This is a genomic window from Escherichia sp. WS547, from assembly GCF_046486065.1.
GTDB lineage: Bacteria > Pseudomonadota > Gammaproteobacteria > Enterobacterales > Enterobacteriaceae > Escherichia > Escherichia coli.
The window spans coordinates 219,254-245,603 of record NZ_JBJQMA010000002.1 but is presented as its reverse complement, the minus strand read 5'-3'; the positions used below and the strand labels follow the sequence as shown (position 1 = coordinate 245,603).

At 52.4% G+C, this 26,350-nt stretch carries 27 protein-coding genes and 3 tRNA genes; 26 read left to right on the top strand and 4 right to left on the bottom strand.

Annotated elements, in window-relative coordinates:
• The gene (rsgA, locus tag ACJHWK_RS03070) at window positions 1-1,053 is read right to left on the bottom strand and encodes a small ribosomal subunit biogenesis GTPase RsgA (protein ID WP_000041976.1); all 1,053 of its coding nucleotides are present in this window, start codon (window positions 1,051-1,053) and stop codon (window positions 1-3) included.
• Between the two features lie 94 nt (window positions 1,054-1,147).
• On the opposite strand from rsgA, the gene orn reads away from it, so the two are divergent.
• The 5 genes from orn (at window position 1,148) to ACJHWK_RS03045 (ending at window position 2,610) form a co-directional block, all read left to right on the top strand.
• Window positions 1,148-1,693, top strand: a complete 546-nt coding sequence (gene orn / locus ACJHWK_RS03065; protein WP_001295188.1) for an oligoribonuclease — start codon at window positions 1,148-1,150, stop codon at window positions 1,691-1,693.
• A 210-nt stretch (window positions 1,694-1,903) separates the two neighbouring features.
• Window positions 1,904-1,979 (top strand) — tRNA-Gly (locus tag ACJHWK_RS03060).
• 157 nt (window positions 1,980-2,136) lie between these two features.
• Window positions 2,137-2,212: transfer RNA gene (locus tag ACJHWK_RS03055), tRNA-Gly, on the top strand.
• 35 nt (window positions 2,213-2,247) lie between these two features.
• Window positions 2,248-2,323: transfer RNA gene (locus ACJHWK_RS03050), tRNA-Gly, on the top strand.
• A 233-nt stretch (window positions 2,324-2,556) separates the two neighbouring features.
• A complete protein-coding gene (locus tag ACJHWK_RS03045) occupies window positions 2,557-2,610 on the top strand; it encodes a hypothetical protein (protein ID WP_010723271.1) in 54 nt (17 codons plus the stop codon).
• On the opposite strand, the gene queG is transcribed toward ACJHWK_RS03045, so the two are convergent.
• The gene (gene queG, locus ACJHWK_RS03040) at window positions 2,593-3,732 is read right to left on the bottom strand and encodes a tRNA epoxyqueuosine(34) reductase QueG (RefSeq protein WP_001294198.1); all 1,140 of its coding nucleotides are present in this window, start codon (window positions 3,730-3,732) and stop codon (window positions 2,593-2,595) included. The two genes, ACJHWK_RS03045 and queG, sit on opposite strands and share 18 nt — an antisense overlap.
• On the opposite strand from queG, the gene nnr reads away from it, so the two are divergent.
• The 21 genes from nnr to ACJHWK_RS02935 all read left to right on the top strand — a co-directional run bounded on the left by nnr (window position 3,731) and on the right by ACJHWK_RS02935 (window position 25,475).
• On the top strand, window positions 3,731-5,278 hold the full coding sequence (gene nnr / locus ACJHWK_RS03035; protein ID WP_001315155.1) for a bifunctional ADP-dependent NAD(P)H-hydrate dehydratase/NAD(P)H-hydrate epimerase: 1,548 nt from the start codon (window positions 3,731-3,733) through the stop codon (window positions 5,276-5,278). The genes queG and nnr overlap by 2 nt on opposite strands.
• Window positions 5,250-5,711 carry a tRNA (adenosine(37)-N6)-threonylcarbamoyltransferase complex ATPase subunit type 1 TsaE gene (gene tsaE / locus ACJHWK_RS03030; RefSeq protein WP_000981977.1) on the top strand — a complete coding sequence of 154 codons (462 nt, stop codon included), beginning with the start codon at window positions 5,250-5,252 and terminating at the stop codon, window positions 5,709-5,711. Before nnr ends, tsaE begins: the two co-directional genes overlap by 29 nt.
• 18 nt (window positions 5,712-5,729) lie before the next feature.
• Window positions 5,730-7,067, top strand: coding sequence for an N-acetylmuramoyl-L-alanine amidase AmiB (amiB, locus tag ACJHWK_RS03025; RefSeq protein ID WP_020233522.1), 1,338 nt, complete (start codon window positions 5,730-5,732; stop codon window positions 7,065-7,067).
• A gap of 9 nt (window positions 7,068-7,076) precedes the next feature.
• Window positions 7,077-8,924, top strand: coding sequence for a DNA mismatch repair endonuclease MutL (gene mutL, locus ACJHWK_RS03020; protein ID WP_001122460.1), 1,848 nt, complete (start codon window positions 7,077-7,079; stop codon window positions 8,922-8,924).
• Window positions 8,917-9,867, top strand: coding sequence for a tRNA (adenosine(37)-N6)-dimethylallyltransferase MiaA (gene miaA / locus ACJHWK_RS03015; protein ID WP_001280339.1), 951 nt, complete (start codon window positions 8,917-8,919; stop codon window positions 9,865-9,867). The genes mutL and miaA overlap by 8 nt, the downstream gene beginning before the upstream one ends.
• A gap of 85 nt (window positions 9,868-9,952) precedes the next feature.
• Window positions 9,953-10,261, top strand: a complete 309-nt coding sequence (hfq, locus tag ACJHWK_RS03010) for an RNA chaperone Hfq (RefSeq protein ID WP_001051883.1) — start codon at window positions 9,953-9,955, stop codon at window positions 10,259-10,261.
• Window positions 10,262-10,336: 75 nt separating this feature from the next.
• Window positions 10,337-11,617 (top strand): ribosome rescue GTPase HflX, encoded by a 1,281-nt coding sequence (gene hflX / locus ACJHWK_RS03005; protein WP_000460360.1) that lies wholly within the window; start codon window positions 10,337-10,339, stop codon window positions 11,615-11,617.
• 85 nt (window positions 11,618-11,702) lie between these two features.
• Complete coding sequence (hflK, locus tag ACJHWK_RS03000) at window positions 11,703-12,962, top strand: FtsH protease activity modulator HflK (RefSeq protein ID WP_000312481.1); 1,260 nt, start codon at window positions 11,703-11,705, stop codon at window positions 12,960-12,962.
• Between the two features lie 2 nt (window positions 12,963-12,964).
• On the top strand, window positions 12,965-13,969 hold the full coding sequence (gene hflC, locus ACJHWK_RS02995) for a protease modulator HflC (protein ID WP_001232412.1): 1,005 nt from the start codon (window positions 12,965-12,967) through the stop codon (window positions 13,967-13,969).
• 81 nt (window positions 13,970-14,050) lie between these two features.
• A complete protein-coding gene (locus ACJHWK_RS02990) occupies window positions 14,051-14,248 on the top strand; it encodes a DUF2065 domain-containing protein (protein WP_001089295.1) in 198 nt (65 codons plus the stop codon).
• 103 nt (window positions 14,249-14,351) lie between these two features.
• Window positions 14,352-15,650: an adenylosuccinate synthase gene (gene purA / locus ACJHWK_RS02985; protein ID WP_000527955.1), complete on the top strand. Its 1,299-nt coding sequence runs from the start codon at window positions 14,352-14,354 to the stop codon at window positions 15,648-15,650.
• Window positions 15,651-15,853: 203 nt separating this feature from the next.
• Complete coding sequence (gene nsrR / locus ACJHWK_RS02980; RefSeq protein ID WP_001177639.1) at window positions 15,854-16,279, top strand: nitric oxide-sensing transcriptional repressor NsrR; 426 nt, start codon at window positions 15,854-15,856, stop codon at window positions 16,277-16,279.
• 38 nt (window positions 16,280-16,317) lie between these two features.
• Window positions 16,318-18,759 carry a ribonuclease R gene (gene rnr, locus ACJHWK_RS02975; RefSeq protein ID WP_000076315.1) on the top strand — a complete coding sequence of 814 codons (2,442 nt, stop codon included), beginning with the start codon at window positions 16,318-16,320 and terminating at the stop codon, window positions 18,757-18,759.
• Between the two features lie 90 nt (window positions 18,760-18,849).
• Complete coding sequence (rlmB, locus tag ACJHWK_RS02970; protein WP_001522363.1) at window positions 18,850-19,581, top strand: 23S rRNA (guanosine(2251)-2'-O)-methyltransferase RlmB; 732 nt, start codon at window positions 18,850-18,852, stop codon at window positions 19,579-19,581.
• 126 nt (window positions 19,582-19,707) lie between these two features.
• Window positions 19,708-20,109 (top strand): YjfI family protein, encoded by a 402-nt coding sequence (locus ACJHWK_RS02965; RefSeq protein WP_000220128.1) that lies wholly within the window; start codon window positions 19,708-19,710, stop codon window positions 20,107-20,109.
• A gap of 18 nt (window positions 20,110-20,127) precedes the next feature.
• The gene (locus ACJHWK_RS02960; protein WP_001522365.1) at window positions 20,128-20,826 is read left to right on the top strand and encodes a PspA/IM30 family protein; all 699 of its coding nucleotides are present in this window, start codon (window positions 20,128-20,130) and stop codon (window positions 20,824-20,826) included.
• Window positions 20,827-20,876: 50 nt separating this feature from the next.
• Window positions 20,877-21,536: a YjfK family protein gene (locus tag ACJHWK_RS02955; protein WP_000012561.1), complete on the top strand. Its 660-nt coding sequence runs from the start codon at window positions 20,877-20,879 to the stop codon at window positions 21,534-21,536.
• A 17-nt stretch (window positions 21,537-21,553) separates the two neighbouring features.
• Window positions 21,554-21,952: a DUF350 domain-containing protein gene (locus tag ACJHWK_RS02950; protein WP_001522368.1), complete on the top strand. Its 399-nt coding sequence runs from the start codon at window positions 21,554-21,556 to the stop codon at window positions 21,950-21,952.
• A gap of 9 nt (window positions 21,953-21,961) precedes the next feature.
• Complete coding sequence (locus tag ACJHWK_RS02945; protein WP_001522370.1) at window positions 21,962-22,600, top strand: DUF1190 domain-containing protein; 639 nt, start codon at window positions 21,962-21,964, stop codon at window positions 22,598-22,600.
• A gap of 2 nt (window positions 22,601-22,602) precedes the next feature.
• Window positions 22,603-23,766, top strand: a complete 1,164-nt coding sequence (locus ACJHWK_RS02940) for a glutathionylspermidine synthase family protein (protein WP_000944019.1) — start codon at window positions 22,603-22,605, stop codon at window positions 23,764-23,766.
• 83 nt (window positions 23,767-23,849) lie between these two features.
• Entirely contained in the window at window positions 23,850-25,475 is a 1,626-nt protein-coding gene (locus tag ACJHWK_RS02935) for an isovaleryl-CoA dehydrogenase (RefSeq protein ID WP_170886396.1), read from the top strand.
• Window positions 25,476-25,591: 116 nt separating this feature from the next.
• On the opposite strand, the gene yjfN is transcribed toward ACJHWK_RS02935, so the two are convergent.
• Both yjfN and bsmA read right to left on the bottom strand, forming a co-directional pair.
• Window positions 25,592-25,867: a DUF1471 family protease activator YjfN gene (yjfN, locus tag ACJHWK_RS02930; protein WP_000811566.1), complete on the bottom strand. Its 276-nt coding sequence runs from the start codon at window positions 25,865-25,867 to the stop codon at window positions 25,592-25,594.
• 148 nt (window positions 25,868-26,015) lie between these two features.
• A complete protein-coding gene (bsmA, locus tag ACJHWK_RS02925) occupies window positions 26,016-26,345 on the bottom strand; it encodes a biofilm peroxide resistance protein BsmA (RefSeq protein WP_000254636.1) in 330 nt (109 codons plus the stop codon).
• Window positions 26,346-26,350: the final 5 nt, after the last annotated feature.

Below are 26,350 nucleotides of genomic sequence, written 5' to 3'. Positions count from 1 at the left end.
TCAGTCATCCGTATCAGAAAAGTTTTTACGCGTTTTTACCTGCGCCATGCTTTCCAGAATACGGTGATAGTTTTCGAAACGGGTTTCCGCGATTTTTCCTTCCTCAACCGCTTCCCGGATAGCGCAGCCCGGATCGGTATCGTGTTTGCAATCGCGATATTTACACAGACCTAAGTAGTCATGGAATTCGACAAAGCCCTGAGTGATTTGTTCCGGCTCCAGGTGCCAGAGGCCGAACTCACGCACTCCTGGGGAGTCAATCACATCACCGCCGTGCGGGAAGTGATACAGCCGAGCGGCGGTCGTGGTGTGCTGACCGAGCCCCGAGTTGTCAGAGACATCGTTGGTCAGGATCTCTTTTTGCAGCCCCAGCAACGCGTTCAGCAGGCTGGATTTACCAACGCCAGACTGGCCGGCAAAAATGCTGATGCGCCCGGTCAACGCCTCTTCCAGCGGTTTCAGCCCATCCTGAGTATGGCTGGAAACCATCAATACGCGATAACCGATATTGCGGTAGATATCCATCTGCTCGTTGACGAACTCCATACCTTCGTCGTCCAGCAGGTCTATCTTGTTGAGCACAATAATCGGCTCAATCTGTAAGGTTTCGCAGGCCACCAGGTAACGGTCGATAATATTGAGCGACAGCTCCGGCAAAATGGCGGAGACAATGACAATCTGATCGATGTTGGCGGCAATAGGTTTCACGCCGTCGTAGAAATCCGGACGCGTCAACACCGAGGTACGCTCATGCACCGCTTCCACGATCCCTTTGACATTTACGCCTTCCGCCGCCGGTTTACCCGGACGCCAGACTACGCGGTCGCCGGTCACCAGCGAACGGATGGTACGGCGAATATTGCAGCGGTGAACGTCGCCATCTGCGGATTCCACATCAGCGTGCATACCAAAGCGGCTGATGACGATACCTTCATCAGGCTCGCCAAACAGATTGTCGTCGTAGTCGGGCTTCTCCTTAGACGTTTTAAGACGACGCTGGTGATTGGCGTTCACGCGGCGCTGCTGGCCTTTGGAGAGTTTATTTTTACTCAATCGTACAGACTCCTGGTCGCCCCTGATGGGCAAAACATCTATGATACACGCAATTGTGGATCAATATAGTCACTGTGAATGGGTGGAAAATAGCATGAGTGCCAATGAAAACAACCTGATTTGGATCGATCTTGAGATGACCGGTCTGGATCCCGAGCGCGATCGCATTATTGAGATTGCCACGCTGGTGACCGATGCCAACCTGAATATTCTGGCAGAAGGGCCGACCATTGCAGTACACCAGTCTGATGAACAGCTGGCGCTGATGGATGACTGGAACGTGCGCACCCATACCGCCAGCGGGCTGGTAGAGCGCGTGAAAGCGAGCACGATGGGCGATCGTGAAGCTGAACTGGCAACACTCGAATTTTTAAAACAGTGGGTGCCTGCGGGAAAATCGCCGATTTGCGGTAACAGCATCGGCCAGGATCGTCGCTTCCTGTTTAAATACATGCCGGAGCTGGAAGCCTACTTCCACTACCGTTATCTTGATGTCAGCACCCTGAAAGAGCTGGCGCGCCGCTGGAAGCCGGAAATTCTTGATGGTTTTACCAAGCAGGGGACGCATCAGGCGATGGATGATATTCGTGAATCGGTGGCGGAGCTGGCTTACTACCGCGAGCATTTTATCAAGCTGTAAATTATTTCCTGGTCACGTAAGCGTCGGAATCCACTTGCGGTGGCGTGATTTTGACGCTAAATTGAACGCCTTGCTGATAATTTCAGCACTTGAGATAAAAACTCAAAAAAAATTTTTTAGGGGGGTTGCAGAGGGAAAGATTTCTCGTATAATGCGCCTCCCGTAACGACGCAGAAATGCGAAAATTACGAAAGCAAAATTAAGTAGTACGCGGGAATAGCTCAGTTGGTAGAGCACGACCTTGCCAAGGTCGGGGTCGCGAGTTCGAGTCTCGTTTCCCGCTCCAAAATTTGAAAAGTGCTGCAAAGCACAGACCACCCAATCGCAGTATTTCGAATTGCGACAAGGCGGCAACTGAACGAATCCTTGGGAGCTTACAAAAGTAAGTGACTAAGGTGAGTGAAGGCAGCCAAGGCAGTAGCGGTTCGAAAGACGAAGATTAAGCGGGAATAGCTCAGTTGGTAGAGCACGACCTTGCCAAGGTCGGGGTCGCGAGTTCGAGTCTCGTTTCCCGCTCCAAAATTTGAAAGTGCTGTAAAGCACAGACCACCCAAGCGGGAATAGCTCAGTTGGTAGAGCACGACCTTGCCAAGGTCGGGGTCGCGAGTTCGAGTCTCGTTTCCCGCTCCAAATTCTTCTCTCAATAAAATATCCACAGCGACGCGATGCGTTATTGCTGGTTTTTGTTGTCTCTGACAAACTCTTGTAAACAGAGTTATCCACAGTCTCAGGCTGTAATCTTAATTTCAAAGAAACTTCGCACGGTGAATAGTATTTTTTTAACCTATTGATAGATAAGTTAAAAATTAAGATTTCGTTTTGTCGTATCGATCACTTGACGATTTTTTCCGGCTTGAATTGCAATGCGTTTTTATTTTTATTCACAAGCTGTGGATGAATCAGGCGTCACGCGGTAACCCTTTTTCAATCACCCGAACCAGACGCTGTTTTTTCGGTAATTGCACTTCGACCACGCACGCATTTCGCCTCTCGATTTGCTGCGCAATCGCCCACGCTATGTGCTCATCGAGAAGTGGGTGCTCACCTTTACGACTTTCCAGCGCTGTCAAAATCGTTTCATCCCAGGGGGCATTGCCTAATGCTACGGCGATATTACGCAGCCAACGCAGGTGACCTATACGGCGAATCGCCGAACCTTCCGTGACTTTTAAAAACTTCTCTTCACTCCAGGCGAATAACTCAATGAGTTCCGGTGCGTGTAGCGGCTTACGCGGGCTGAAATCGTCTTCTGTAGTGAGTTGCGAATAGCGATTCCACGGGCAGATAAGCTGGCAGTCATCGCAACCGTAAATACGGTTTCCCATTAACGGTCGCAACTCTTCCGGGATCGCCCCCTCCAGTTCGATGGTGAGATAAGAGATACAGCGGCGAGCATCGACGGTATATGGCTCGACGATGGCTCCGGTCGGGCAAATCGTCATACAGGCCACGCATTTACCGCATCCTTCCTCGACTGGTTGATCCACGGGCAGAGGAATATCGACCAGCAATTCGCCTAAAAAGAAGAATGAACCGGCCTCGCGATTGAGGATAAGTGAGTGCTTACCTGTCCAGCCAAGTCCTGCTTTTTCAGCTAACGGGCGCTCGAGAATAGGCGCAGAATCGACAAACGGTCTAAAATTCAGCGAAACACAATGTTGCTGAATCATCTCGCCCAGCTTTTTGAGTCGGTTGCGCAGAAGCTTGTGATAGTCACGGCCCAGCGCATAACGGCTAACATAGCCGAGTTTGGGATTTTTCAGCGTGCTGGCAAATGCGGCGTTAGCAGGAAGGTAATTCATCCGCACGCTGATCACGCGCAGCGTACCGGGCAATAATTCGTGAGGACGAGCACGCAGCATACCGTGACGCGCCATCCAGTCCATTTCGCCGTGGTATTGTTTGTCCAGCCATGCTTGCAGTTTGGGCTCGGACGCGCTGAGATCGGTATCGGTAATACCTACCTGCTGAAAGCCCAGTTCCAGCCCCCACTGTTTAATTTTTTGCGCTAACTGATTGAGATCGAGGGGCTCTGACATGACGGACCATACAATGAAGAAAAACCCCGTAAGTATACCACACACCGTCTGGTACGCCGACGATATCCGCCGCGGAGAACGCGAGGCGGCAGATGCGCTGGGACTCACACTCTATGAGCTGATGCTTCGCGCTGGCGAAGCCGCATTCCAGGTGTGTCGCACGGCTTATCCTGACGCCCGCCACTGGCTGGTGCTGTGCGGTCATGGTAATAACGGCGGCGATGGCTACGTGGTCGCGCGACTGGCCAAAGCGGTCGGTATTGAGGTCACGCTGCTGGCCCAGGAAAGTGACAAACCGTTGCCGGAAGAGGCCGCGCTGGCACGCGAAGCATGGTTAAACGCGGGAGGCGAGATCCATGCTTCGAATATTGTCTGGCCCGAATCGGTAGATCTGATTGTTGATGCGCTGCTCGGTACCGGCTTGCAGCAAGCACCCCGCGAATCCATTAGCCAGTTAATCGACCACGCTAATTCCCATCCTGCGCCGATTGTGGCGGTTGATATCCCTTCCGGCCTGCTGGCTGAAACTGGCGCTACGCCAGGCGCGGTGATCAACGCCGATCACACCATCACTTTTATTGCGCTGAAACCAGGCTTGCTCACTGGAAAAGCGCGGGATGTTACCGGACAACTGCATTTTGACTCACTGGGGCTGGATAGCTGGCTGGCAGGTCAGGAGACGAAAATTCAGCGGTTTTCGGCAGAACAACTTTCTCACTGGCTGAAACCGCGTCGCCCGACATCGCATAAAGGCGATCACGGGCGGCTGGTGATTATCGGTGGCGATCACGGCACGGCGGGGGCTATTCGTATGACGGGGGAAGCGGCACTGCGTGCTGGTGCTGGTTTAGTTCGAGTATTGACCCGCAGTGAAAACATTGCGCCGCTACTGACTGCACGACCGGAATTGATGGTGCATGAACTGACTATGGACTCTCTTACCGAAAGCCTGGGATGGGCCGATGTGGTGGTGATTGGTCCCGGTCTGGGCCAGCAAGAGTGGGGGAAAAAAGCCCTGCAAAAAGTTGAGAATTTTCGCAAACCGATGTTGTGGGATGCCGATGCATTGAACCTGCTGGCAATCAATCCCGATAAGCGTCACAATCGCGTGATCACGCCACATCCTGGCGAGGCCGCACGGTTGTTAGGCTGTTCCGTCGCTGAAATTGAAAGTGACCGCTTACATTGCGCCAAACGTCTGGTACAACGTTATGGCGGCGTAGCGGTGCTGAAAGGTGCCGGAACCGTGGTCGCCGCCCATCCTGACGCTTTAGGCATTATTGATGCCGGGAATGCAGGCATGGCGAGCGGCGGCATGGGCGATGTGCTCTCTGGTATTATTGGCGCATTGCTTGGGCAAAAACTGTCGCCGTATGATGCAGCCTGTGCGGGCTGTGTCGCGCACGGTGCGGCAGCTGACGTACTGGCGGCGCGTTTTGGAACGCGCGGGATGCTGGCAACCGATCTCTTTTCCACGCTACAGCGTATTGTTAACCCGGAAGTGACTGATAAAAACCATGATGAATCGAGTAATTCCGCTCCCTGATGAGCAGGCAACATTAGACCTGGGCGAGCGGGTAGCGAAAGCCTGCGATGGCGCAACCGTAATCTATCTGTATGGCGATTTAGGCGCAGGTAAAACCACCTTTAGCCGGGGCTTTTTGCAGGCTTTGGGCCATCAGGGTAATGTCAAAAGCCCCACTTATACGCTGGTCGAACCCTATACGCTCGACAACTTAATGGTTTATCACTTTGATTTGTACCGCCTTGCCGATCCCGAGGAGCTGGAGTTTATGGGGATCCGCGATTATTTTGCCAACGATGCCATCTGCCTGGTGGAGTGGCCACAACAAGGTACAGGTGTTCTTCCTGACCCGGATGTCGAAATACACATTGATTATCAGGCACAAGGCCGTGAGGCGCGCGTGAGTGCGGTTTCCTCTGCGGGTGAATTGTTGCTGGCGCGTTTAGCCGGTTAACCTTTGAAAGGTGGCGGGATGATGTATCGCATCAGAAATTGGTTGGTAGCGACGTTGCTGCTGCTGTGCGCGCCGGTGGGTGCCGCGACGCTCTCTGATATTCAGGTTTCTAACGGCAACCAACAGGCGCGGATAACGTTGAGTTTTATTGGCGATCCTGATTATGCGTTTAGCCATCAAAGCAAACGCACCGTGGCGCTCGATATCAAACAAACGGGCGTGATTCAGGGACTGCCGTTGTTGTTCAGCGGCAATAATCTGGTGAAGGCGATTCGCTCTGGAACGCCTAAAGATGCACAAACGCTACGGCTGGTGGTCGATCTTACCGAAAATGGTAAAACCGAAGCGGTGAAGCGGCAGAATGGCAGCAATTACACTGTCGTCTTTACGATTAACGCCGATGCGCCGCCACCGCCTCCTCCGCCGCCTGTGGTTGCGAAACGCGTTGAAACGCCTGCGGTTGTCGCACCGCGCGTCAGCGAACCGGCGCGCAATCCGTTTAAAACGGAAAGTAACCGCACTACGGGTGTTATCAGCAGTAATACGGTAACGCGTCCGGCAGCGCGTGCGACGGCTAACACAGGCGATAAAATTATCATCGCTATTGATGCCGGACACGGCGGTCAGGATCCTGGCGCTATCGGCCCCGGTGGTACGCGGGAGAAAAATGTCACCATCGCCATCGCGCGTAAATTGCGTACTTTGCTCAATGACGATCCGATGTTTAAAGGCGTTTTAACTCGTGATGGGGATTACTTTATTTCGGTGATGGGGCGCAGCGATGTGGCACGTAAGCAAAACGCCAATTTCCTCGTGTCGATTCACGCTGATGCCGCACCAAACCGCAGTGCGACTGGCGCTTCCGTATGGGTGCTCTCTAACCGTCGTGCAAACAGCGAGATGGCAAGCTGGCTGGAACAGCATGAGAAACAGTCGGAGCTATTGGGCGGAGCGGGCGATGTGCTGGCGAACAGTCAGTCTGACCCCTATTTAAGCCAGGCGGTGCTGGATTTACAGTTCGGTCATTCCCAGCGGGTAGGGTATGATGTAGCGACCAGTATGATCAGTCAGTTGCAACGCATTGGCGAAATACATAAACGTCGGCCAGAACATGCCAGCCTTGGTGTTCTGCGTTCGCCGGATATCCCGTCAGTACTGGTCGAAACCGGTTTTATCAGCAACAACAGCGAAGAACGTTTGCTGGCGAGCGACGATTACCAACAACAGCTGGCAGAAGCCATTTACAAAGGCCTGCGCAATTATTTCCTTGCGCATCCGATGCAATCTGCGCCGCAGGGTGCAGCGGCACAAACGGCCAGTACGGTGACGACGCCAGATCGCACGCTGCCAAACTAAGGATTATTGATGCCAATTCAGGTCTTACCGCCACAACTGGCGAACCAGATTGCCGCAGGTGAGGTGGTCGAGCGACCTGCGTCGGTAGTCAAAGAACTGGTGGAAAACAGCCTCGATGCAGGTGCGACGCGTATCGATATTGATATCGAACGCGGTGGGGCGAAACTTATCCGCATTCGTGATAACGGCTGCGGTATCAAAAAAGATGAGCTGGCGCTGGCGCTGGCTCGTCATGCCACCAGTAAAATCGCCTCTCTGGACGATCTCGAAGCCATTATCAGCCTTGGCTTTCGCGGTGAGGCGCTGGCGAGTATCAGTTCGGTTTCGCGCCTGACGCTCACTTCACGCATCGCAGAACAGCAGGAAGCCTGGCAGGCCTATGCCGAAGGGCGCGATATGGACGTAACGGTTAAACCGGCGGCGCATCCGGTGGGAACGACGCTGGAGGTGCTGGATCTGTTCTACAACACCCCGGCGCGGCGCAAATTCCTGCGCACCGAGAAAACCGAATTTAACCATATCGATGAAATTATTCGCCGCATTGCGCTGGCGCGTTTCGACGTCACGATCAACCTGTCGCATAACGGTAAAATTGTGCGTCAGTACCGCGCAGTGCCGGAAGGCGGGCAAAAAGAACGGCGCTTAGGCGCGATTTGCGGCACCGCTTTTCTCGAACAAGCGCTGGCGATTGAATGGCAACACGGCGATCTTACGCTGCGCGGCTGGGTGGCAGATCCGAATCACACCACGCCCGCACTGGCGGAAATTCAGTATTGCTATGTGAATGGTCGCATGATGCGCGATCGCCTGATCAATCACGCGATCCGCCAGGCCTGTGAAGACAAACTGGGGGCCGATCAGCAACCGGCATTTGTGCTGTATCTGGAGATCGACCCACATCAGGTGGACGTCAACGTGCACCCTGCCAAACACGAAGTGCGTTTCCATCAGTCGCGTCTGGTGCATGATTTTATCTATCAGGGCGTGCTGAGCGTGCTACAACAGCAACTGGAAACGCCGCTACCGCTGGACGATGAACCACAACCTGCACCGCGCGCCATCCCGGAAAACCGCGTGGCGGCGGGGCGCAATCATTTTGCTGAACCGGCAGTTCGTGAGCCAGTAGCTCCGCGTTACACTCCTGCGCCCGCCTCAGGCAGTCGTCCGGCTGCCCCTTGGCCGAATGCGCAGCCAGGTTACCAGAAACAGCAAGGTGAAGTGTATCGCCAGCTTTTGCAAACGCCCGCGCCGATGCAAAAACCAAAAGCGCCAGAACCGCAGGAACCTGCACTTGCGGCGAACAGTCAGAGTTTTGGTCGGGTACTGACTATCGTCCATTCCGACTGTGCGTTGCTGGAGCGCGACGGCAACATTTCACTTTTAGCCTTGCCAGTGGCAGAACGTTGGCTGCGTCAGGCGCAACTGACGCCGGGTGAAGCGCCAGTTTGCGCCCAGCCGTTGCTGATTCCGCTGCGGCTAAAAGTTTCTGGTGAAGAAAAATCGGCATTAGAAAAAGCGCAGTCTGCCCTGGCGGAATTGGGTATTGATTTCCAGTCCGATGCGCAGCATGTGACCATCAGGGCCGTGCCTTTACCCTTACGCCAACAAAATTTACAAATCTTGATTCCTGAACTGATAGGCTACCTGGCGAAGCAGTCCGTATTCGAACCTGGCAATATTGCGCAGTGGATTGCACGAAATCTGATGAGCGAACATGCGCAGTGGTCAATGGCACAGGCCATAACCCTGCTGGCGGACGTGGAACGGTTATGTCCGCAACTTGTGAAAACGCCGCCGGGTGGTCTGTTACAATCTGTTGATTTACATCCGGCGATAAAAGCCCTGAAAGATGAGTGATATCAGTAAGGCGAGCCTGCCTAAGGCGATTTTTTTGATGGGGCCGACGGCCTCCGGTAAAACGGCGTTAGCCATTGAGCTGCGTAAAATTTTACCAGTAGAGTTGATAAGCGTTGATTCTGCCCTTATTTACAAAGGGATGGATATCGGGACGGCGAAGCCGAACGCTGAAGAGTTACTCGCCGCGCCGCACCGATTGCTGGATATTCGCGATCCGTCGCAGGCTTACTCGGCTGCTGATTTTCGCCGCGATGCGCTGGCGGAAATGGCCGATATCACCGCGGCGGGGCGGATCCCACTGTTAGTGGGCGGTACTATGTTGTATTTCAAGGCATTGCTGGAAGGGTTGTCGCCGCTACCGTCGGCAGACCCGGAAGTGCGGGCCAGAATTGAGCAACAGGCGGCAGAGCAAGGTTGGGAGTCATTGCATCGTCAACTTCAGGAGATCGATCCGGTTGCGGCAGCAAGGATTCATCCAAATGATCCACAAAGGCTTTCCCGGGCACTGGAAGTTTTTTTCATTTCGGGTAAAACTTTAACGGAACTGACGCAAACGTCAGGAGACGCTCTACCGTATCAGGTGCATCAGTTCGCCATCGCCCCGGCGAGCCGTGAACTGCTCCATCAACGAATTGAGCAGCGTTTTCATCAGATGTTGGCTTCAGGTTTTGAAGCAGAAGTCCGGGCGCTTTTTGCCCGAGGAGATTTGCATACGGACTTGCCTTCCATTCGTTGCGTGGGTTATCGCCAGATGTGGTCTTACCTTGAAGGCGAAATCTCATACGATGAAATGGTTTATCGAGGTGTTTGCGCCACGAGACAGTTGGCGAAGCGGCAGATAACCTGGCTGCGTGGTTGGGAAGGGGTTCACTGGCTTGACAGTGAAAAACCAGAACAAGCGCGTGACGAAGTATTACAGGTTGTTGGTGCTATCGCAGGCTGAATGTGTACAATTGAGACGTATCGTGCGCAATTTTTTCAGAATCGAAAGGTTCAAAGTACAAATAAGCATATAAGGAAAAGAGAGAATGGCTAAGGGGCAATCTTTACAAGATCCGTTCCTGAACGCACTGCGTCGGGAACGTGTTCCAGTTTCTATTTATTTGGTGAATGGTATTAAGCTGCAAGGACAAATCGAGTCTTTTGATCAGTTCGTGATCCTGTTGAAAAACACGGTCAGCCAGATGGTTTATAAGCACGCGATTTCTACTGTTGTCCCGTCTCGCCCGGTTTCTCATCACAGTAACAACGCCGGTGGCGGTACCAGCAGTAACTACCATCATGGTAGCAGCGCGCAGAATACTTCCGCGCAACAGGACAGCGAAGAAACCGAATAAGGTTTCGGGCTGTTTTTTTACACGGGGAGCCAGCGATCCTGCGTTCCCCGCTGATCTATTTAGAGGGTTATACGCTTGTTTGACCGTTATGATGCTGGTGAGCAGGCGGTACTGGTACACATCTATTTTACGCAAGACAAAGATATGGAAGACCTCCAGGAGTTTGAATCTCTGGTCTCTTCCGCCGGTGTCGAAGCATTGCAGGTGATTACCGGTAGCCGTAAAGCGCCGCACCCAAAGTATTTTGTAGGTGAAGGTAAAGCAGTTGAAATTGCGGAAGCTGTCAAAGCGACGGGTGCTTCGGTCGTTCTTTTTGACCATGCCCTGAGCCCGGCGCAAGAGCGTAACCTGGAGCGTTTGTGCGAGTGTCGTGTCATCGACCGCACCGGCCTTATTTTAGATATTTTCGCCCAACGTGCCCGTACCCATGAGGGTAAGTTGCAGGTTGAGCTGGCGCAGCTGCGCCATCTGGCTACGCGCCTGGTGCGTGGCTGGACCCACCTTGAAAGACAGAAAGGCGGGATAGGTTTGCGTGGTCCGGGTGAAACCCAGCTCGAAACCGACCGTCGTTTGTTGCGTAATCGCATCGTGCAGATACAGTCGCGCCTGGAAAGAGTTGAAAAGCAGCGTGAGCAGGGGCGGCAATCGCGTATCAAAGCCGACGTTCCTACTGTTTCGCTGGTGGGATATACCAACGCCGGTAAATCTACCCTTTTCAATCGCATCACCGAAGCGCGGGTCTACGCGGCAGACCAGTTGTTTGCCACCCTCGACCCGACGTTGCGGCGTATTGACGTCGCAGATGTCGGTGAAACCGTGTTGGCAGATACCGTAGGGTTTATTCGCCACCTGCCGCACGATCTGGTGGCGGCATTTAAAGCCACGTTACAAGAGACGCGGCAAGCCACATTGCTGCTGCACGTCATTGATGCGGCGGATGTACGTGTACAAGAAAACATCGAAGCGGTGAATACGGTTCTTGAAGAGATCGACGCTCACGAGATCCCAACCCTGCTGGTGATGAACAAGATCGATATGCTGGAAGATTTCGAACCGCGTATTGATCGGGACGAAGAGAACAAACCGATCCGTGTCTGGCTTTCCGCACAGACCGGAGCGGGGATACCACAGCTTTTTCAGGCTTTGACGGAGCGGCTTTCCGGCGAGGTGGCGCAGCATACATTGCGTCTGCCACCGCAGGAAGGGCGTCTGAGAAGTCGTTTTTATCAGCTTCAGGCAATAGAAAAAGAGTGGATGGAGGAGGACGGCAGCGTAAGTCTGCAAGTTCGTATGCCGATCGTTGACTGGCGTCGCCTCTGTAAACAAGAACCGGCGTTGATCGATTACCTGATCTAACGGCGTAGCGTCTGAAGCGTGGAGTCATATCCTCTGGCGTCGAAAGACAACAGGGATCACCGCATAACAAATATGGAGCACAAACATGGCGTGGAATCAGCCCGGTAATAACGGACAAGACCGCGACCCGTGGGGAAGCAGCAAACCTGGCGGCAACTCTGAGGGAAATGGAAACAAAGGCGGTCGCGATCAAGGGCCACCTGATTTAGATGATATCTTCCGCAAGCTGAGCAAAAAGCTCGGTGGTCTGGGCGGCGGTAAAGGCACCGGATCTGGCGGTGGCAGTTCATCGCAAGGCCCGCGCCCGCAGCTTGGCGGTCGTGTCGTTACCATCGCAGCGGCAGCGATTGTCATTATCTGGGCGGCCAGTGGTTTCTATACCATTAAAGAAGCCGAACGTGGCGTGGTAACACGCTTTGGTAAATTCAGCCATCTGGTTGAGCCGGGTCTGAACTGGAAACCGACGTTTATTGACGAAGTCAAACCGGTGAACGTGGAAGCCGTGCGTGAACTGGCAGCTTCTGGTGTGATGCTGACGTCGGACGAGAACGTAGTGCGCGTTGAGATGAACGTGCAGTACCGCGTCACCGATCCGGAAAAATATCTGTATAGCGTGACCAGCCCGGATGACAGCCTGCGTCAGGCTACCGACAGCGCCCTACGCGGGGTTATCGGTAAATACACCATGGACCGCATTCTGACGGAAGGTCGTACCGTGATTCGTAGCGATACTCAGCGCGAACTGGAAGAGACGATTCGTCCGTATGACATGGGTATCACGCTGCTGGACGTCAACTTCCAGGCTGCTCGTCCGCCGGAAGAAGTAAAAGCGGCGTTTGACGATGCGATTGCCGCGCGTGAAAACGAACAGCAATACATTCGTGAAGCAGAAGCGTATACCAACGAAGTTCAGCCGCGTGCGAACGGTCAGGCGCAACGTATCCTCGAAGAGGCGCGTGCGTACAAGGCCCAGACCATCCTGGAAGCTCAGGGTGAAGTGGCGCGCTTTGCTAAACTTCTGCCGGAATATAAAGCCGCGCCGGAAATTACTCGCGAGCGTCTGTATATCGAGACGATGGAAAAAGTGTTGGGCAACACCCGCAAAGTGCTGGTTAACGATAAAGGTGGCAACCTGATGGTTCTGCCATTAGACCAGATGCTGAAAGGTGGTAACGCCCCTGCGGCGAAGAGCGATAACGGTGCCAGCAATCTGCTGCGTCTGCCGCCAGCCTCTTCCACCACAACCAGTGGAGCAAGCAACACGTCGTCCACCAGTCAGGGCGATATTATGGACCAACGCCGCGCCAACGCGCAGCGTAACGACTACCAGCGTCAGGGGGAATAACGATGCGTAAGTCAGTTATCGCGATTATCATCATCGTGCTGGTAGTGCTTTACATGTCTGTCTTTGTCGTCAAAGAAGGTGAACGCGGTATTACGCTGCGTTTTGGTAAGGTACTGCGTGACGATGACAACAAACCTCTGGTTTATGAGCCGGGTCTGCATTTCAAGATACCGTTCATTGAAACGGTGAAAATGCTCGACGCACGTATTCAGACCATGGACAACCAGGCCGACCGCTTTGTGACCAAAGAGAAGAAAGACCTGATCGTCGACTCTTACATCAAATGGCGCATCAGCGATTTCAGCCGTTACTACCTGGCAACGGGTGGTGGCGACATTTCGCAAGCGGAAGTGCTGTTGAAACGTAAGTTCTCTGACCGTCTGCGTTCTGAAATTGGTCGCCTGGACGTGAAAGACATCGTCACCGATTCCCGTGGTCGTCTGACCCTCGAAGTACGTGACGCGCTGAACTCCGGTTCTGCGGGTACAGAAGATGAAGTTACTACCCCGGCAGCAGATAACGCCATTGCCGAAGCGGCAGAGCGCGTAACGGCTGAGACGAAGGGTAAAGTTCCGGTCATCAACCCGAACAGTATGGCGGCGCTGGGTATTGAAGTTGTCGATGTGCGTATTAAGCAGATCAACCTGCCGACCGAAGTGTCTGAAGCGATCTACAACCGTATGCGCGCCGAGCGTGAAGCGGTAGCGCGTCGTCACCGTTCACAAGGTCAGGAAGAAGCGGAAAAACTGCGTGCGACTGCCGACTATGAAGTGACCAGAACGCTGGCAGAAGCTGAGCGTCAGGGCCGCATCATGCGTGGTGAAGGCGATGCAGAAGCAGCCAAACTGTTTGCTGATGCATTCAGTAAAGATCCGGACTTCTACGCATTTATCCGTAGCCTGCGTGCTTATGAGAACAGCTTCTCTGGCAATCAGGACGTGATGGTCATGAGCCCGGATAGCGATTTCTTCCGCTACATGAAGACGCCGACTTCCGCAACGCGTTAATATAACGACTGCGGTACAGGTCAATAAAGCCACCGCATCCTCAGGGATGTCGGTGGTTTTCTTTTTCTATAAGGATAATGAATGAATTCGACAATCTGGCTGGCGCTTGCCCTGGTTTTGGTACTGGAAGGTTTAGGGCCGATGCTTTACCCGAAGGCATGGAAGAAGATGATCTCTGCGATGACCAATTTGCCCGATAATATTTTACGTCGTTTTGGCGGTGGACTTGTGGTTGCGGGCGTTGTGGTCTACTACATGTTGAGGAAAACGATTGGCTGAACAAAAAACAGACTGATCGAGGTCATTTTTGAGTGCAAAAAGTGCTGTAACTCTGAAAAAGCGATGGTAGAATCCATTTTTAAGCAAACGGTGATTTTGAAAAATGGGTAACAACGTCGTCGTACTGGGCACCCAATGGGGTGACGAAGGTAAAGGTAAGATCGTCGATCTTCTGACTGAACGGGCTAAATATGTTGTACGCTACCAGGGCGGTCACAACGCAGGCCATACTCTCGTAATCAACGGTGAAAAAACCGTTCTCCATCTTATTCCATCAGGTATTCTCCGCGAGAATGTAACCAGCATCATCGGTAACGGTGTTGTGCTGTCTCCAGCCGCGCTGATGAAAGAGATGAAAGAACTGGAAGACCGTGGCATCCCCGTTCGTGAGCGTCTGCTGCTGTCTGAAGCATGTCCGCTGATCCTTGATTATCACGTTGCGCTGGATAACGCGCGTGAGAAAGCGCGTGGCGCGAAAGCGATCGGCACCACCGGTCGTGGTATCGGGCCTGCTTATGAAGATAAAGTGGCACGTCGCGGTCTGCGTGTTGGCGACCTTTTCGACAAAGAAACCTTCGCTGAAAAACTGAAAGAAGTGATGGAATATCACAACTTCCAGTTGGTTAACTACTACAAAGCTGAAGCGGTTGATTACCAGAAAGTTCTGGATGATACGATGGCTGTTGCCGACATCCTGACTTCTATGGTGGTTGACGTTTCTGACCTGCTCGACCAGGCGCGTCAGCGTGGCGATTTCGTCATGTTCGAAGGTGCTCAGGGTACGCTGCTGGATATCGACCACGGTACTTATCCGTACGTAACATCTTCCAACACCACTGCTGGTGGCGTGGCGACCGGTTCCGGCCTGGGCCCGCGTTATGTTGATTACGTTCTGGGTATCCTCAAAGCTTACTCCACTCGTGTGGGTGCAGGTCCGTTCCCGACTGAACTGTTTGATGAAACTGGCGAGTTCCTCTGCAAGCAGGGTAACGAATTCGGCGCAACTACGGGGCGTCGTCGTCGTACCGGCTGGCTGGACACCGTTGCCGTTCGTCGTGCGGTACAGCTGAACTCCCTGTCTGGCTTCTGCCTGACCAAGCTGGACGTTCTGGATGGCCTGAAAGAGGTGAAACTCTGCGTGGCTTACCGTATGCCGGATGGTCGTGAAGTGACTACCACTCCGCTGGCAGCTGACGACTGGAAAGGTGTAGAGCCGATTTACGAAACCATGCCGGGCTGGTCTGAATCCACCTTCGGCGTGAAAGATCGTAGCGGCCTGCCGCAGGCGGCGCTGAACTACATCAAGCGTATTGAAGAGCTGACCGGTGTGCCGATCGATATCATCTCTACCGGTCCGGATCGTACTGAAACCATGATTCTGCGCGACCCGTTCGACGCGTAATTCTGGTACGCCTGGCAGATATTTTGCCTGCCGGGCTAACAGTGTGATACATTGCTGTGTCGGGTAAGCCATTACGCTATCCGACACAGTGTTAAATCCTCGCTTTTTTCCTTCCCGAACTGAAATAAATTAGCGACACAGCTTGTGGCTGGTTTATCATCAATATAAATGTATTTTTTCCCGATTTCCCTTTTGAGGTTGATGTGCAGTTAACGAGTTTCACTGATTACGGATTACGTGCGCTGATCTACATGGCGTCATTGCCAGAAGGGCGGATGACCAGTATTTCTGAAGTGACTGACGTCTACGGCGTCTCCCGTAATCATATGGTCAAAATAATCAATCAACTTAGTCGTGCCGGCTACGTGACTGCTGTTCGTGGAAAAAATGGCGGCATTCGTCTGGGTAAACCGGCGAGTGCGATACGTATTGGTGATGTGGTGCGCGAGCTGGAGCCCTTATCGCTGGTGAATTGCAGCAGTGAGTTTTGCCACATTACACCTGCCTGTCGGTTGAAACAGGCACTTTCTAAGGCCGTGCAAAGTTTTCTTACGGAACTGGATAACTACACGCTTGCCGATTTGGTTGAAGAGAATCAACCGCTTTATAAATTATTGCTGGTGGAGTGACGAAAATCTTCATCAGAGATGACAACGGAGGAACCGAGATGTCACAAGATCCTTTCCAGGAACGCGAAGCTGAAAAATACGCGAATCCCATCCCTAGTCGGGAATTTATCCTCGAACATTTAACCAAACGTGAAAAACCGGCCAGCCGTGATGAGCTGGCGGTAGAACTGCACATTGAAGGCGAAGAGCAGCTTGAAGGCCTGCGTCGCCGCCTGCGCGCGATGGAGCGCGATGGTCAACTGGTCTTCACTCGTCGTCAGTGCTATGCGCTGCCGGAACGCCTCGACCTGGTGAAAGGTACCGTTATTGGCCACCGTGATGGCTACGGCTTTCTACGGGTTGAAGGACGTAAAGATGATTTGTATCTCTCCAGCGAGCAGATGAAAACCTGCATTCATGGCGATCAGGTGCTGGCGCAACCGCTGGGCGCTGACCGTAAAGGTCGTCGTGAAGCGCGTATTGTCCGCGTACTGGTGCCAAAAACCAGCCAGATTGTTGGTCGCTACTTTACCGAAGCGGGCGTCGGCTTTGTGGTTCCTGACGACAGTCGTTTGAGCTTCGATATCTTAATCCCGCCCGATCAGATCATGGGCGCGCGGATGGGCTTTGTGGTGGTGGTTGAACTGACCCAACGCCCGACTCGCCGTACCAAAGCGGTGGGTAAAATCGTCGAAGTACTTGGCGACAATATGGGCACCGGCATGGCGGTTGATATCGCTCTGCGTACCCATGAAATTCCGTACATCTGGCCGCAGGCTGTTGAGCAACAGGTTGCCGGGCTGAAAGAAGAAGTGCCGGAAGAAGCAAAAGCGGGCCGTGTTGATCTGCGCGATTTACCGCTGGTCACCATTGATGGCGAAGACGCCCGTGACTTTGACGATGCAGTTTACTGCGAGAAAAAACGCGGCGGCGGCTGGCGTTTATGGGTCGCGATTGCCGACGTCAGCTACTATGTGCGTCCGCCAACACCGCTGGACAGAGAAGCGCGTAACCGTGGTACGTCGGTGTACTTCCCTTCGCAGGTTATCCCGATGCTGCCGGAAGTGCTCTCTAACGGTCTGTGTTCGCTTAACCCGCAGGTAGACCGCCTGTGTATGGTGTGCGAGATGACGGTTTCGTCGAAAGGCCGCCTGACTGGCTACAAATTCTATGAAGCGGTAATGAGCTCTCACGCACGTCTGACCTACACCAAAGTCTGGCATATTCTGCAGGGCGATCAGGATCTGCGCGAGCAGTACGCCCCGCTGGTTAAGCATCTCGAAGAGTTGCATAACCTCTATAAAGTGCTGGATAAAGCCCGTGAAGAACGTGGCGGGATCTCATTTGAGAGCGAAGAAGCGAAGTTCATTTTCAACGCCGAACGCCGTATTGAGCGTATCGAACAGACTCAGCGTAACGACGCACACAAGTTAATTGAAGAGTGCATGATTCTGGCGAATATCTCGGCGGCGCGTTTCGTTGAGAAAGCCAAAGAACCAGCACTGTTCCGTATTCACGACAAGCCGAGCACCGAAGCGATTACCTCTTTCCGTTCAGTGCTGGCGGAGCTGGGGCTGGAATTGCCGGGCGGTAACAAGCCGGAACCGCGTGACTACGCGGAGCTGCTGGAGTCGGTTGCCGATCGTCCTGATGCAGAAATGCTGCAAACCATGCTGCTGCGCTCGATGAAACAGGCGATTTACGATCCGGAAAACCGTGGTCACTTCGGTCTGGCATTGCAGTCCTATGCGCACTTCACTTCGCCGATTCGTCGTTATCCTGACCTGACGCTGCACCGCGCCATTAAGTATCTGCTGGCGAAAGAGCAGGGGCATCAGGGCAATACCACTGAAACCGGTGGTTACCATTATTCGATGGAAGAGATGCTGCAACTGGGTCAGCACTGTTCGATGGCGGAACGTCGTGCCGACGAAGCAACACGCGATGTAGCTGACTGGCTGAAGTGTGACTTCATGCTCGACCAGGTAGGTAACGTCTTTAAAGGCGTAATTTCCAGCGTCACTGGCTTTGGCTTCTTCGTCCGTCTGGACGACTTGTTCATTGATGGTCTGGTCCATGTCTCTTCGCTGGACAATGACTACTATCGCTTTGACCAGGTAGGGCAACGCCTGATGGGTGAATCCAGCGGCCAGACTTATCGCCTGGGCGATCGCGTGGAAGTTCGCGTCGAAGCGGTTAATATGGACGAGCGTAAAATCGACTTTAGCCTGATCTCCAGCGAACGCGCACCGCGCAACGTCGGTAAAACGGCGCGCGAGAAAGCGAAAAAAGGCGATGCTGGCAAAAAAGGCGGCAAGCGTCGTCAGGTCGGTAAAAAGGTAAACTTTGAGCCAGACAGTGCCTTCCGCGGCGAGAAAAAACCGAAGCCGAAAGCGGCGAAGAAAGACGCGAGAAAAGCGAAAAAGCCATCGGCTAAAACGCAGAAAATAGCCGCAGCGACCAAAGCGAAGCGTGCGGCGAAGAAAAAAGTGGCAGAGTGATCATAACCCTCTTCAAACAGAAGAGGGTGAATTATCCGTAGGCCGGGCAAGCGTGGCGCTCCCGGCAAAACGTAAACAACGAGTACATTAATGAGCGAAATGATTTACGGCATCCACGCAGTGCAGGCCCTGCTGGAGCGCGCCCCTGAACGTTTTCAGGAAGTCTTTATTTTAAAAGGCCGTGAAGATAAACGTCTGTTACCGCTGATTCACGCCCTTGAGTCCCAGGGCGTGGTTATCCAGTTGGCGAACCGTCAGTATCTCGACGAGAAAAGCGACGGTGCCGTGCATCAGGGCATTATCGCCCGTGTGAAGCCAGGACGGCAGTATCAGGAAAACGATCTGCCGGATCTGATCGCTTCGCTCAATCAACCGTTCCTGCTGATCCTCGACGGCGTAACCGATCCGCACAACCTCGGCGCGTGCCTGCGTAGCGCGGACGCCGCTGGTGTTCATGCGGTGATTGTGCCAAAAGATCGCTCCGCACAGCTCAACGCCACGGCGAAAAAAGTGGCCTGTGGTGCGGCAGAAAGCGTTCCGCTGATTCGGGTGACTAATCTGGCGCGCACCATGCGTATGTTGCAGGAAGAGAATATCTGGATCGTCGGTACGGCAGGTGAGGCGGATCATACACTTTATCAGAGCAAAATGACCGGACGGCTGGCACTGGTGATGGGCGCGGAAGGTGAAGGTATGCGTCGCCTGACTCGTGAACATTGCGACGAGTTGATCAGCATCCCAATGGCAGGAAGCGTTTCTTCCCTGAACGTTTCGGTTGCGACAGGGATTTGCTTATTTGAAGCGGTGCGACAGCGCAGCTAGTTCCTCTGAATTATGAAAAGCCATCCAGATTTGGATGGTTTTTTTTTGTGTTTAGCTGGTAAGATAATTACGTACTGCAAATATTCATTTTGTTAATATTTAAACTAAATCTATATGGAATAATATATGACATGGAATCCGTTGGCGCTGGCGACGGCGCTGCAAACTGTACCTGAACAAAATATTGATGTAACAAATAGCGAGAACGCATTAATTATTAAAATGAATGATTATGGCGATTTGCAAATCAATATTCTTTTTACTTCCCGCCAAATGATTATCGAAACCTTTATTTGTCCGGTGAGTAGTATCAGCAATCCAGATGAATTTAATACCTTCTTATTAAGAAATCAGAAGATGATGCCGTTGTCATCGGTAGGGATCTCCAGCGTACAACAGGAAGAGTATTACATTGTTTTCGGGGCGTTATCGCTTAAATCTTCTCTTGAAGATATCCTGCTTGAGATAACCTCGCTGGTAGATAACGCATTGGATCTGGCTGAAATTACAGAAGAATATTCACACTAATTACAAGGACGGGTATTTATGGGAATTTTAAAAAGTTTATTTACGCTGGGGAAATCGTTTATCTCCCAGGCGGAAGAATCCATTGAAGAAACCCAGGGCGTGCGCATGCTGGAACAGCATATTCGTGACGCTAAAGCTGAACTCGATAAAGCCGGAAAATCTCGCGTTGATCTGCTGGCGCGGGTGAAATTAAGTCACGATAAGCTGAAAGATTTACGTGAGCGCAAAGCCAGTCTGGAAGCTCGTGCGCTGAAAGCGTTAAGCAAGAACGTTAATCCGTCGTTGATTAACGAAGTTGCTGAAGAAATCGCGCGCCTTGAGAATCTCATTACCGCTGAAGAGCAAGTGTTGTCGAATCTGGAAGTCTCTCGTGATGGCGTGGAAAAAGCAGTTACAGCGACAGCGCAGCGTATCGCTCAGTTTGAGCAGCAAATGGAAGTCGTTAAAGCCACTGAAGCCATGCAGCGTGCACAACAGGCTGTAACGACCTCTACCGTTGGCGCATCTTCCAGCGTTTCGACAGCGGCAGAATCCTTAAAACGCCTGCAAACGCGTCAGGCCGAACGTCAGGCTCGTCTGGATGCTGCTGCACAGTTGGAAAAAGTCGCAGACGGTCGCGATCTTGATGAAAAGCTGGCGGAAGCCGGAATAGGCGGTAGCAATAAAAGTAGCGCCCAGGATGTATTAGCAAGACTGCAACGCCAACAGGGCGAGTAATTTTTTTGCCAGCCTCACTGCAAGGCTGGCAACTATTTTAAGGATAAAATATGTCTGGTTTTTTCCAGCGTCTGTTTGGCAAGGATAATAAGCCTGCTATCGCTCGCGGTCCGCTGGGTCTGCATCTCAATAGTGGTTTTACGCTCGACACGTTAGCGTTTCGTTTGCTGGAAGATGAATTGCTGATTGCGCTGCCGGGTGAGGAATTTACGGTAGCCGCCGTCAGTCACATCGATCTGGGCGGCGGTAGCCAGATTTTCCGCTACTACACTTCGGGCGATGAATTTCTGCAAATCAATACCACCGGCGGCGAAAATATTGATGACATTGATGATATTAAGCTCTTTGTCTATGAAGAGAGCTACGGTATCAGTAAAGAGAGTCACTGGCGCGAGACGATCAATGCCAAAGCGATGGGGGCAATGACCTTAAACTGGCAGGAAAAACGCTGGCAGCGATTTTTTAACAGCGAAGAACCGGGAAATATCGAACCCGTCTACATGCTGGAAAAAGTAGAAAATCAAAATCATGCCAAATGGGAAGTACATAATTTTACCATGGGCTACCAACGGCAAGTAACCGAAGATACTTACGAATATTTGCTGCTAAATGGTGAGGAATCTTTTAACGATCTCGGCGAGCCAGAGTGGTTATTTTCGCGCGCGTTGGGTGTCGATATCCCGCTGACATCACTTCATATTATTGGTTAATTACAAGGACGTTTACAATGCATATACTGGATTCAATTCTTGCCTTTAGTGCCTATTTTTTTATTGGCGTGGCTATGGTGATTATTTTTCTGTTTATCTATTCTAAAATTACACCGCACAACGAATGGCAGTTAATCAAAAACAATAATACCGCGGCGTCCCTGGCGTTCAGCGGTACATTGTTGGGTTACGTGATCCCGTTATCCAGTGCGGCAATCAATGCGGTGAGTATTCCAGACTATTTCGCCTGGGGCGGGATCGCACTGGTGATTCAGTTACTCGTTTTTGCTGGCGTCAGACTTTATATGCCCGCATTAAGCGAAAAAATTATTAATCACAATACCGCAGCAGGAATGTTTATGGGAACCGCCGCACTGGCTGGCGGTATTTTTAACGCAGCTTGTATGACATGGTAATGGACGATCATGGCCAGAAAACGCAAATCAAGAAATAACAGTAAAATTGGTCACGGAGCGATCAGTCGCATTGGTAGACCGAATAATCCTTTTGAACCGCGTCGCAATCGTTACGCACAAAAATACTTAACGTTGGCGCTAATGGGCGGTGCCGCTTTTTTCGTATTGAAAGGTTGTGGCGATAGTGGCGATGTCGATAACGACGGCGACGGAACGTTTTACTCGACTGTGCAGGATTGTATTGATGACGGTAATAATTCAGATATCTGTGCTCATGGCTGGAACAACGCCAAAGCGGCGTTTTATGCCGATGTTCCGAAGAATATGACTCAGCAGAATTGCCAGTCTAAGTATGAAAATTGTTACTACGACAACGTTGAACAGAGTTGGATCCCGGTCGTTTCTGGATTTTTGTTAAGCCGGGTTATTCGTAAAGATCGCGATGAGCAGTTTGTGTATAACAGCGGCGGTTCCTCTTTTGCTTCGCGCCCCGTCTGGCGCAACACTTCCGGTGATTACTCCTGGCGCTCCGGTTCTGGCAAAAAAGAGTCCTATTCTTCGGGCGGCTTTACCACCAAAAAAGCGTCAACCGTTTCTCGCGGCGGCTATGGTCGTTCTTCCCGCGCCCGTGGGCATTGGGGAGGCTAATCATGCTGAGACACAACGTTCCTGTACGGTGGGATCTGGACCAGATCGCCGCTGACAACGGTTTCGACTTTCATATCATCGACAATGAAATCTATTGGGATGAGAGTCGGGCTTACCGCTTTACCCTGCGTCAGATTGAAGAGCAGATCGAAAAACCAACTGCGGAACTGCATCAGATGTGCCTTGAGGTGGTGGACCGCGCGGTTAAAGACGAAGAGATCCTGACGCAACTGGCGATCCCGCCGTTGTACTGGGATGTGATCGCCGAAAGCTGGCGCGCACGCGATCCTTCGCTCTATGGCCGGATGGATTTTGCCTGGTGTGGCAATGCGCCGGTGAAGCTGCTGGAGTACAACGCCGATACGCCAACCTCGTTGTATGAATCGGCTTATTTCCAGTGGCTGTGGCTGGAGGATGCCCGGCGCAGCGGCATTATTCCGCGTGATGCCGATCAGTACAATGCTATTCAGGAACGCCTGATTTCGCGCTTTAGTGAGCTTTACAGTCGGGAACCGTTTTATTTTTGCTGCTGTCAGGACACCGATGAAGACAGGAGTACCGTGCTGTACTTGCAGGACTGCGCCCAGCAGGCAGGGCAGGAGTCGCGGTTTATCTACATTGAAGATCTCGGTTTGGGCGTCGGCGGCGTACTGACCGATCTTGATGATAATGTCATCCAGCGTGCATTTAAGCTGTATCCGCTAGAGTGGATGATGCGTGACGATAACGGTCCGCTGCTGCGCAAGCGTCGCGAGCAATGGGTGGAGCCGTTATGGAAAAGTATCTTGAGTAATAAAGGGCTAATGCCACTGCTTTGGCGCTTCTTCCCTGGTCATCCTAACCTTCTTGCATCCTGGTTTGAGGGTGAAAAATCGCAGATTGCCGCTGGCGAAAGCTATGTGCGTAAACCGATCTACTCGCGCGAAGGCGGCAATGTCACCATTTTCGACGGTCAGAATAACGTCGTTGACCACGCTGATGGTGATTACGCCGATGAACCGATGATCTACCAGGCGTTTCAACCTCTGCCGCGATTTGGCGATAGCTACACACTCATCGGTAGCTGGATTGTCGATGATGAAGCGTGCGGAATGGGGATCCGTGAAGATAACACGCTGATCACCAAAGACACCTCACGTTTCGTTCCGCATTACATTGCTGGATAAGAATGTTTTAGCAATCTCTTTCTGTCAGGAATCCATGGCAGTGACCATACTAAGGGTGACTGCCATTGATGGAGGGAGACACAGTGCACTGGCAAACTCACACCGTTTTTAATCAACCTATACCATTAAATAACAGTAACTTATACCTGTCTGATGGCGCGCTCTGTGAAGCGGTAACGCGTGAAGGTGCTGGCTGGGATAGCGATTTTCTAGCCAGTATTGGTCAGCAGTTAGGAACGGCTGAATCTCTTGAACTGGGGCGGCTGGCGAATGTGAATCCGCCTGAATTATTGCGCTACGATGCGCAAGGACGCCATCTGGACGATGTGCGTTTTCACCCCGCCTGGCACTTGCTGATGCAGGCGCTATGTACCAACCGGGTGCACAATCTTGCCTGGGAAGAAGACGCTCGCTCCGGCGCATTTGTGGCGCGCGCAGCGCGTTTTATGTTGCACGCACAGGTTGAGGCAGGGTCGTTATGTCCGATAACCATGACCTTTGCCGCCACGCCATTGTTGTTACAGATGTTACCCACGCCGTTTCAGGACTGGACCACGCCGCTGTTGAGCGATCGCTACGATTCTCACTTATTGCCAGGTGGGCAAAAACGCGGTTTGTTGATTGGCATGGGAATGACGGAAAAGCAGGGCGGTTCCGATGTCATGAGCAACACCACCCGCGCAGAGCGTCTGGAAGATGGCTCTTATCGGCTGGTGGGGCATAAATGGTTTTTCTCGGTGCCGCAAAGCGATGCGCATCTGGTGCTGGCGCAGACTACGGGCGGTTTGTCCTGCTTTTTTGTGCCGCGCTTTTTGCCTGACGGGCAACGCAACGCGATTCGCCTCGAGCGGCTGAAAGATAAGCTGGGTAATCGCTCTAACGCCAGCTGCGAAGTGGAGTTTCAGGATGCCATTGGCTGGTTGTTGGGGCAGGAAGGGGAAGGAATTCGTCTGATCCTGAAAATGGGGGGGATGACGCGTTTTGATTGCGCCCTGGGTAGCCATGCCATGATGCGCCGTGCATTTTCGCTGGCGATTTATCATGCACATCAACGCCATGTTTTTGGTAATCCATTGATCCAACAGCCCCTTATGCGTCATGTCTTAAGTCGCATGGCACTTCTGCTTGAAGGGCAAACGGCGTTGCTGTTTCGTCTTGCGCGAGCGTGGGACCGGCGTGCCGATGCCAAAGAAGCCCTGTGGGCGCGTTTATTTACGCCTGCGGCGAAATTTGTGATCTGCAAACGAGGTATGCCGTTTGTGGCCGAAGCGATGGAGGTGCTGGGCGGCATTGGTTATTGCGAGGAGAGCGAGCTGCCGCGGCTTTACCGGGAGATGCCGGTAAACAGTATTTGGGAAGGTTCCGGTAATATTATGTGCCTGGATGTGCTGCGCGTTCTCAATAAGCAAGCGGGTGTATACGACTTATTGTCGGAAGCATTTGTGGAAGTGAAAGGGCAGGATCGCTATTTTGATCGCGCGGTTCGTCGTTTACAGCAGCAGCTGCGTAAGCCTGCTGAAGAACTGGGGCGAGAGATTACTCATCAGCTATTCCTGCTGGGCTGCGGTGCGCAAATGTTGAAATATGCCTCTCCGCCAATGGCGCAGGCGTGGTGTCAGGTGATGTTAGATACGCGCGGCGGCGTACGGTTGTCAGAGCAGATCCAGAATGATTTATTGCTGCGGGCGACGGGGGGAGTGTGTGTGTAAGCGTATACGACTGATGCGACGCTGGTTTCAATTAACTCAATGAAATATGTGAAAATTGTAGGCCGGACAAGGCGCTCGCGCCGCATCCGGCATTGTTCATTTGCTGTAGATGATACTCATGCATACAGTATCGCCTGTACGCGCCAGTTATCAGGCTGCTGGTCTTCGTACATGGTAATAATGCGGTACCATGACGCACCTTGTTCATCGGCCTTTAACGCCACGATACGTTCCACGTCCTGCGGATCCCCTGAAATATTGCTAACTGAGATCTGACCTATTTCATTCAGGCCCGTCACGCAGTCAGCACTGGCGAATTCTGCAGACTGTGCCGTGGCGCTCGCAGGATAAGTCACTAATTGCAGCGAGGGTGAGGCAAGTAATTGTTTCATCGTCAGCTCCATTTTTCGTTTCCCCACATGTTGCAGGGCATTCCATCGCGGTAATAAACGCCCGAGCTTCCAGCCGGTAATTTATTGTGCACAGGTAGACGCATAGGGACGCAAAGCAATGTAAAGCTGACTATGTAAGTTGTCTGATTTATTTACGGTACAAAATGGCTTGTGAATACCACTGTCCTGTCACGATGGTTTCGTCCACCATGACGACAACGTAATAATCAGCTTTTGCAGCGACAGCTTTCGCTCTGATTTCTGCTAATGCGTCATCCGGAGAACCCCGAACCATCGTGCTTACGCTACCTATTCGCTGTAACCCTTGCGTCTGGTCGCGGCGAATCTCTTGCGGATGGTCCGTTACTGGCGGTGCTGGCTGTGGCGTACCTTGCAGTGCGCTACAGGCACTTAACATCAACACCAATAATAAACTGGCAAACCGGTAAATAACGCTATTACGTTTCCTGCTAACCATAGTGT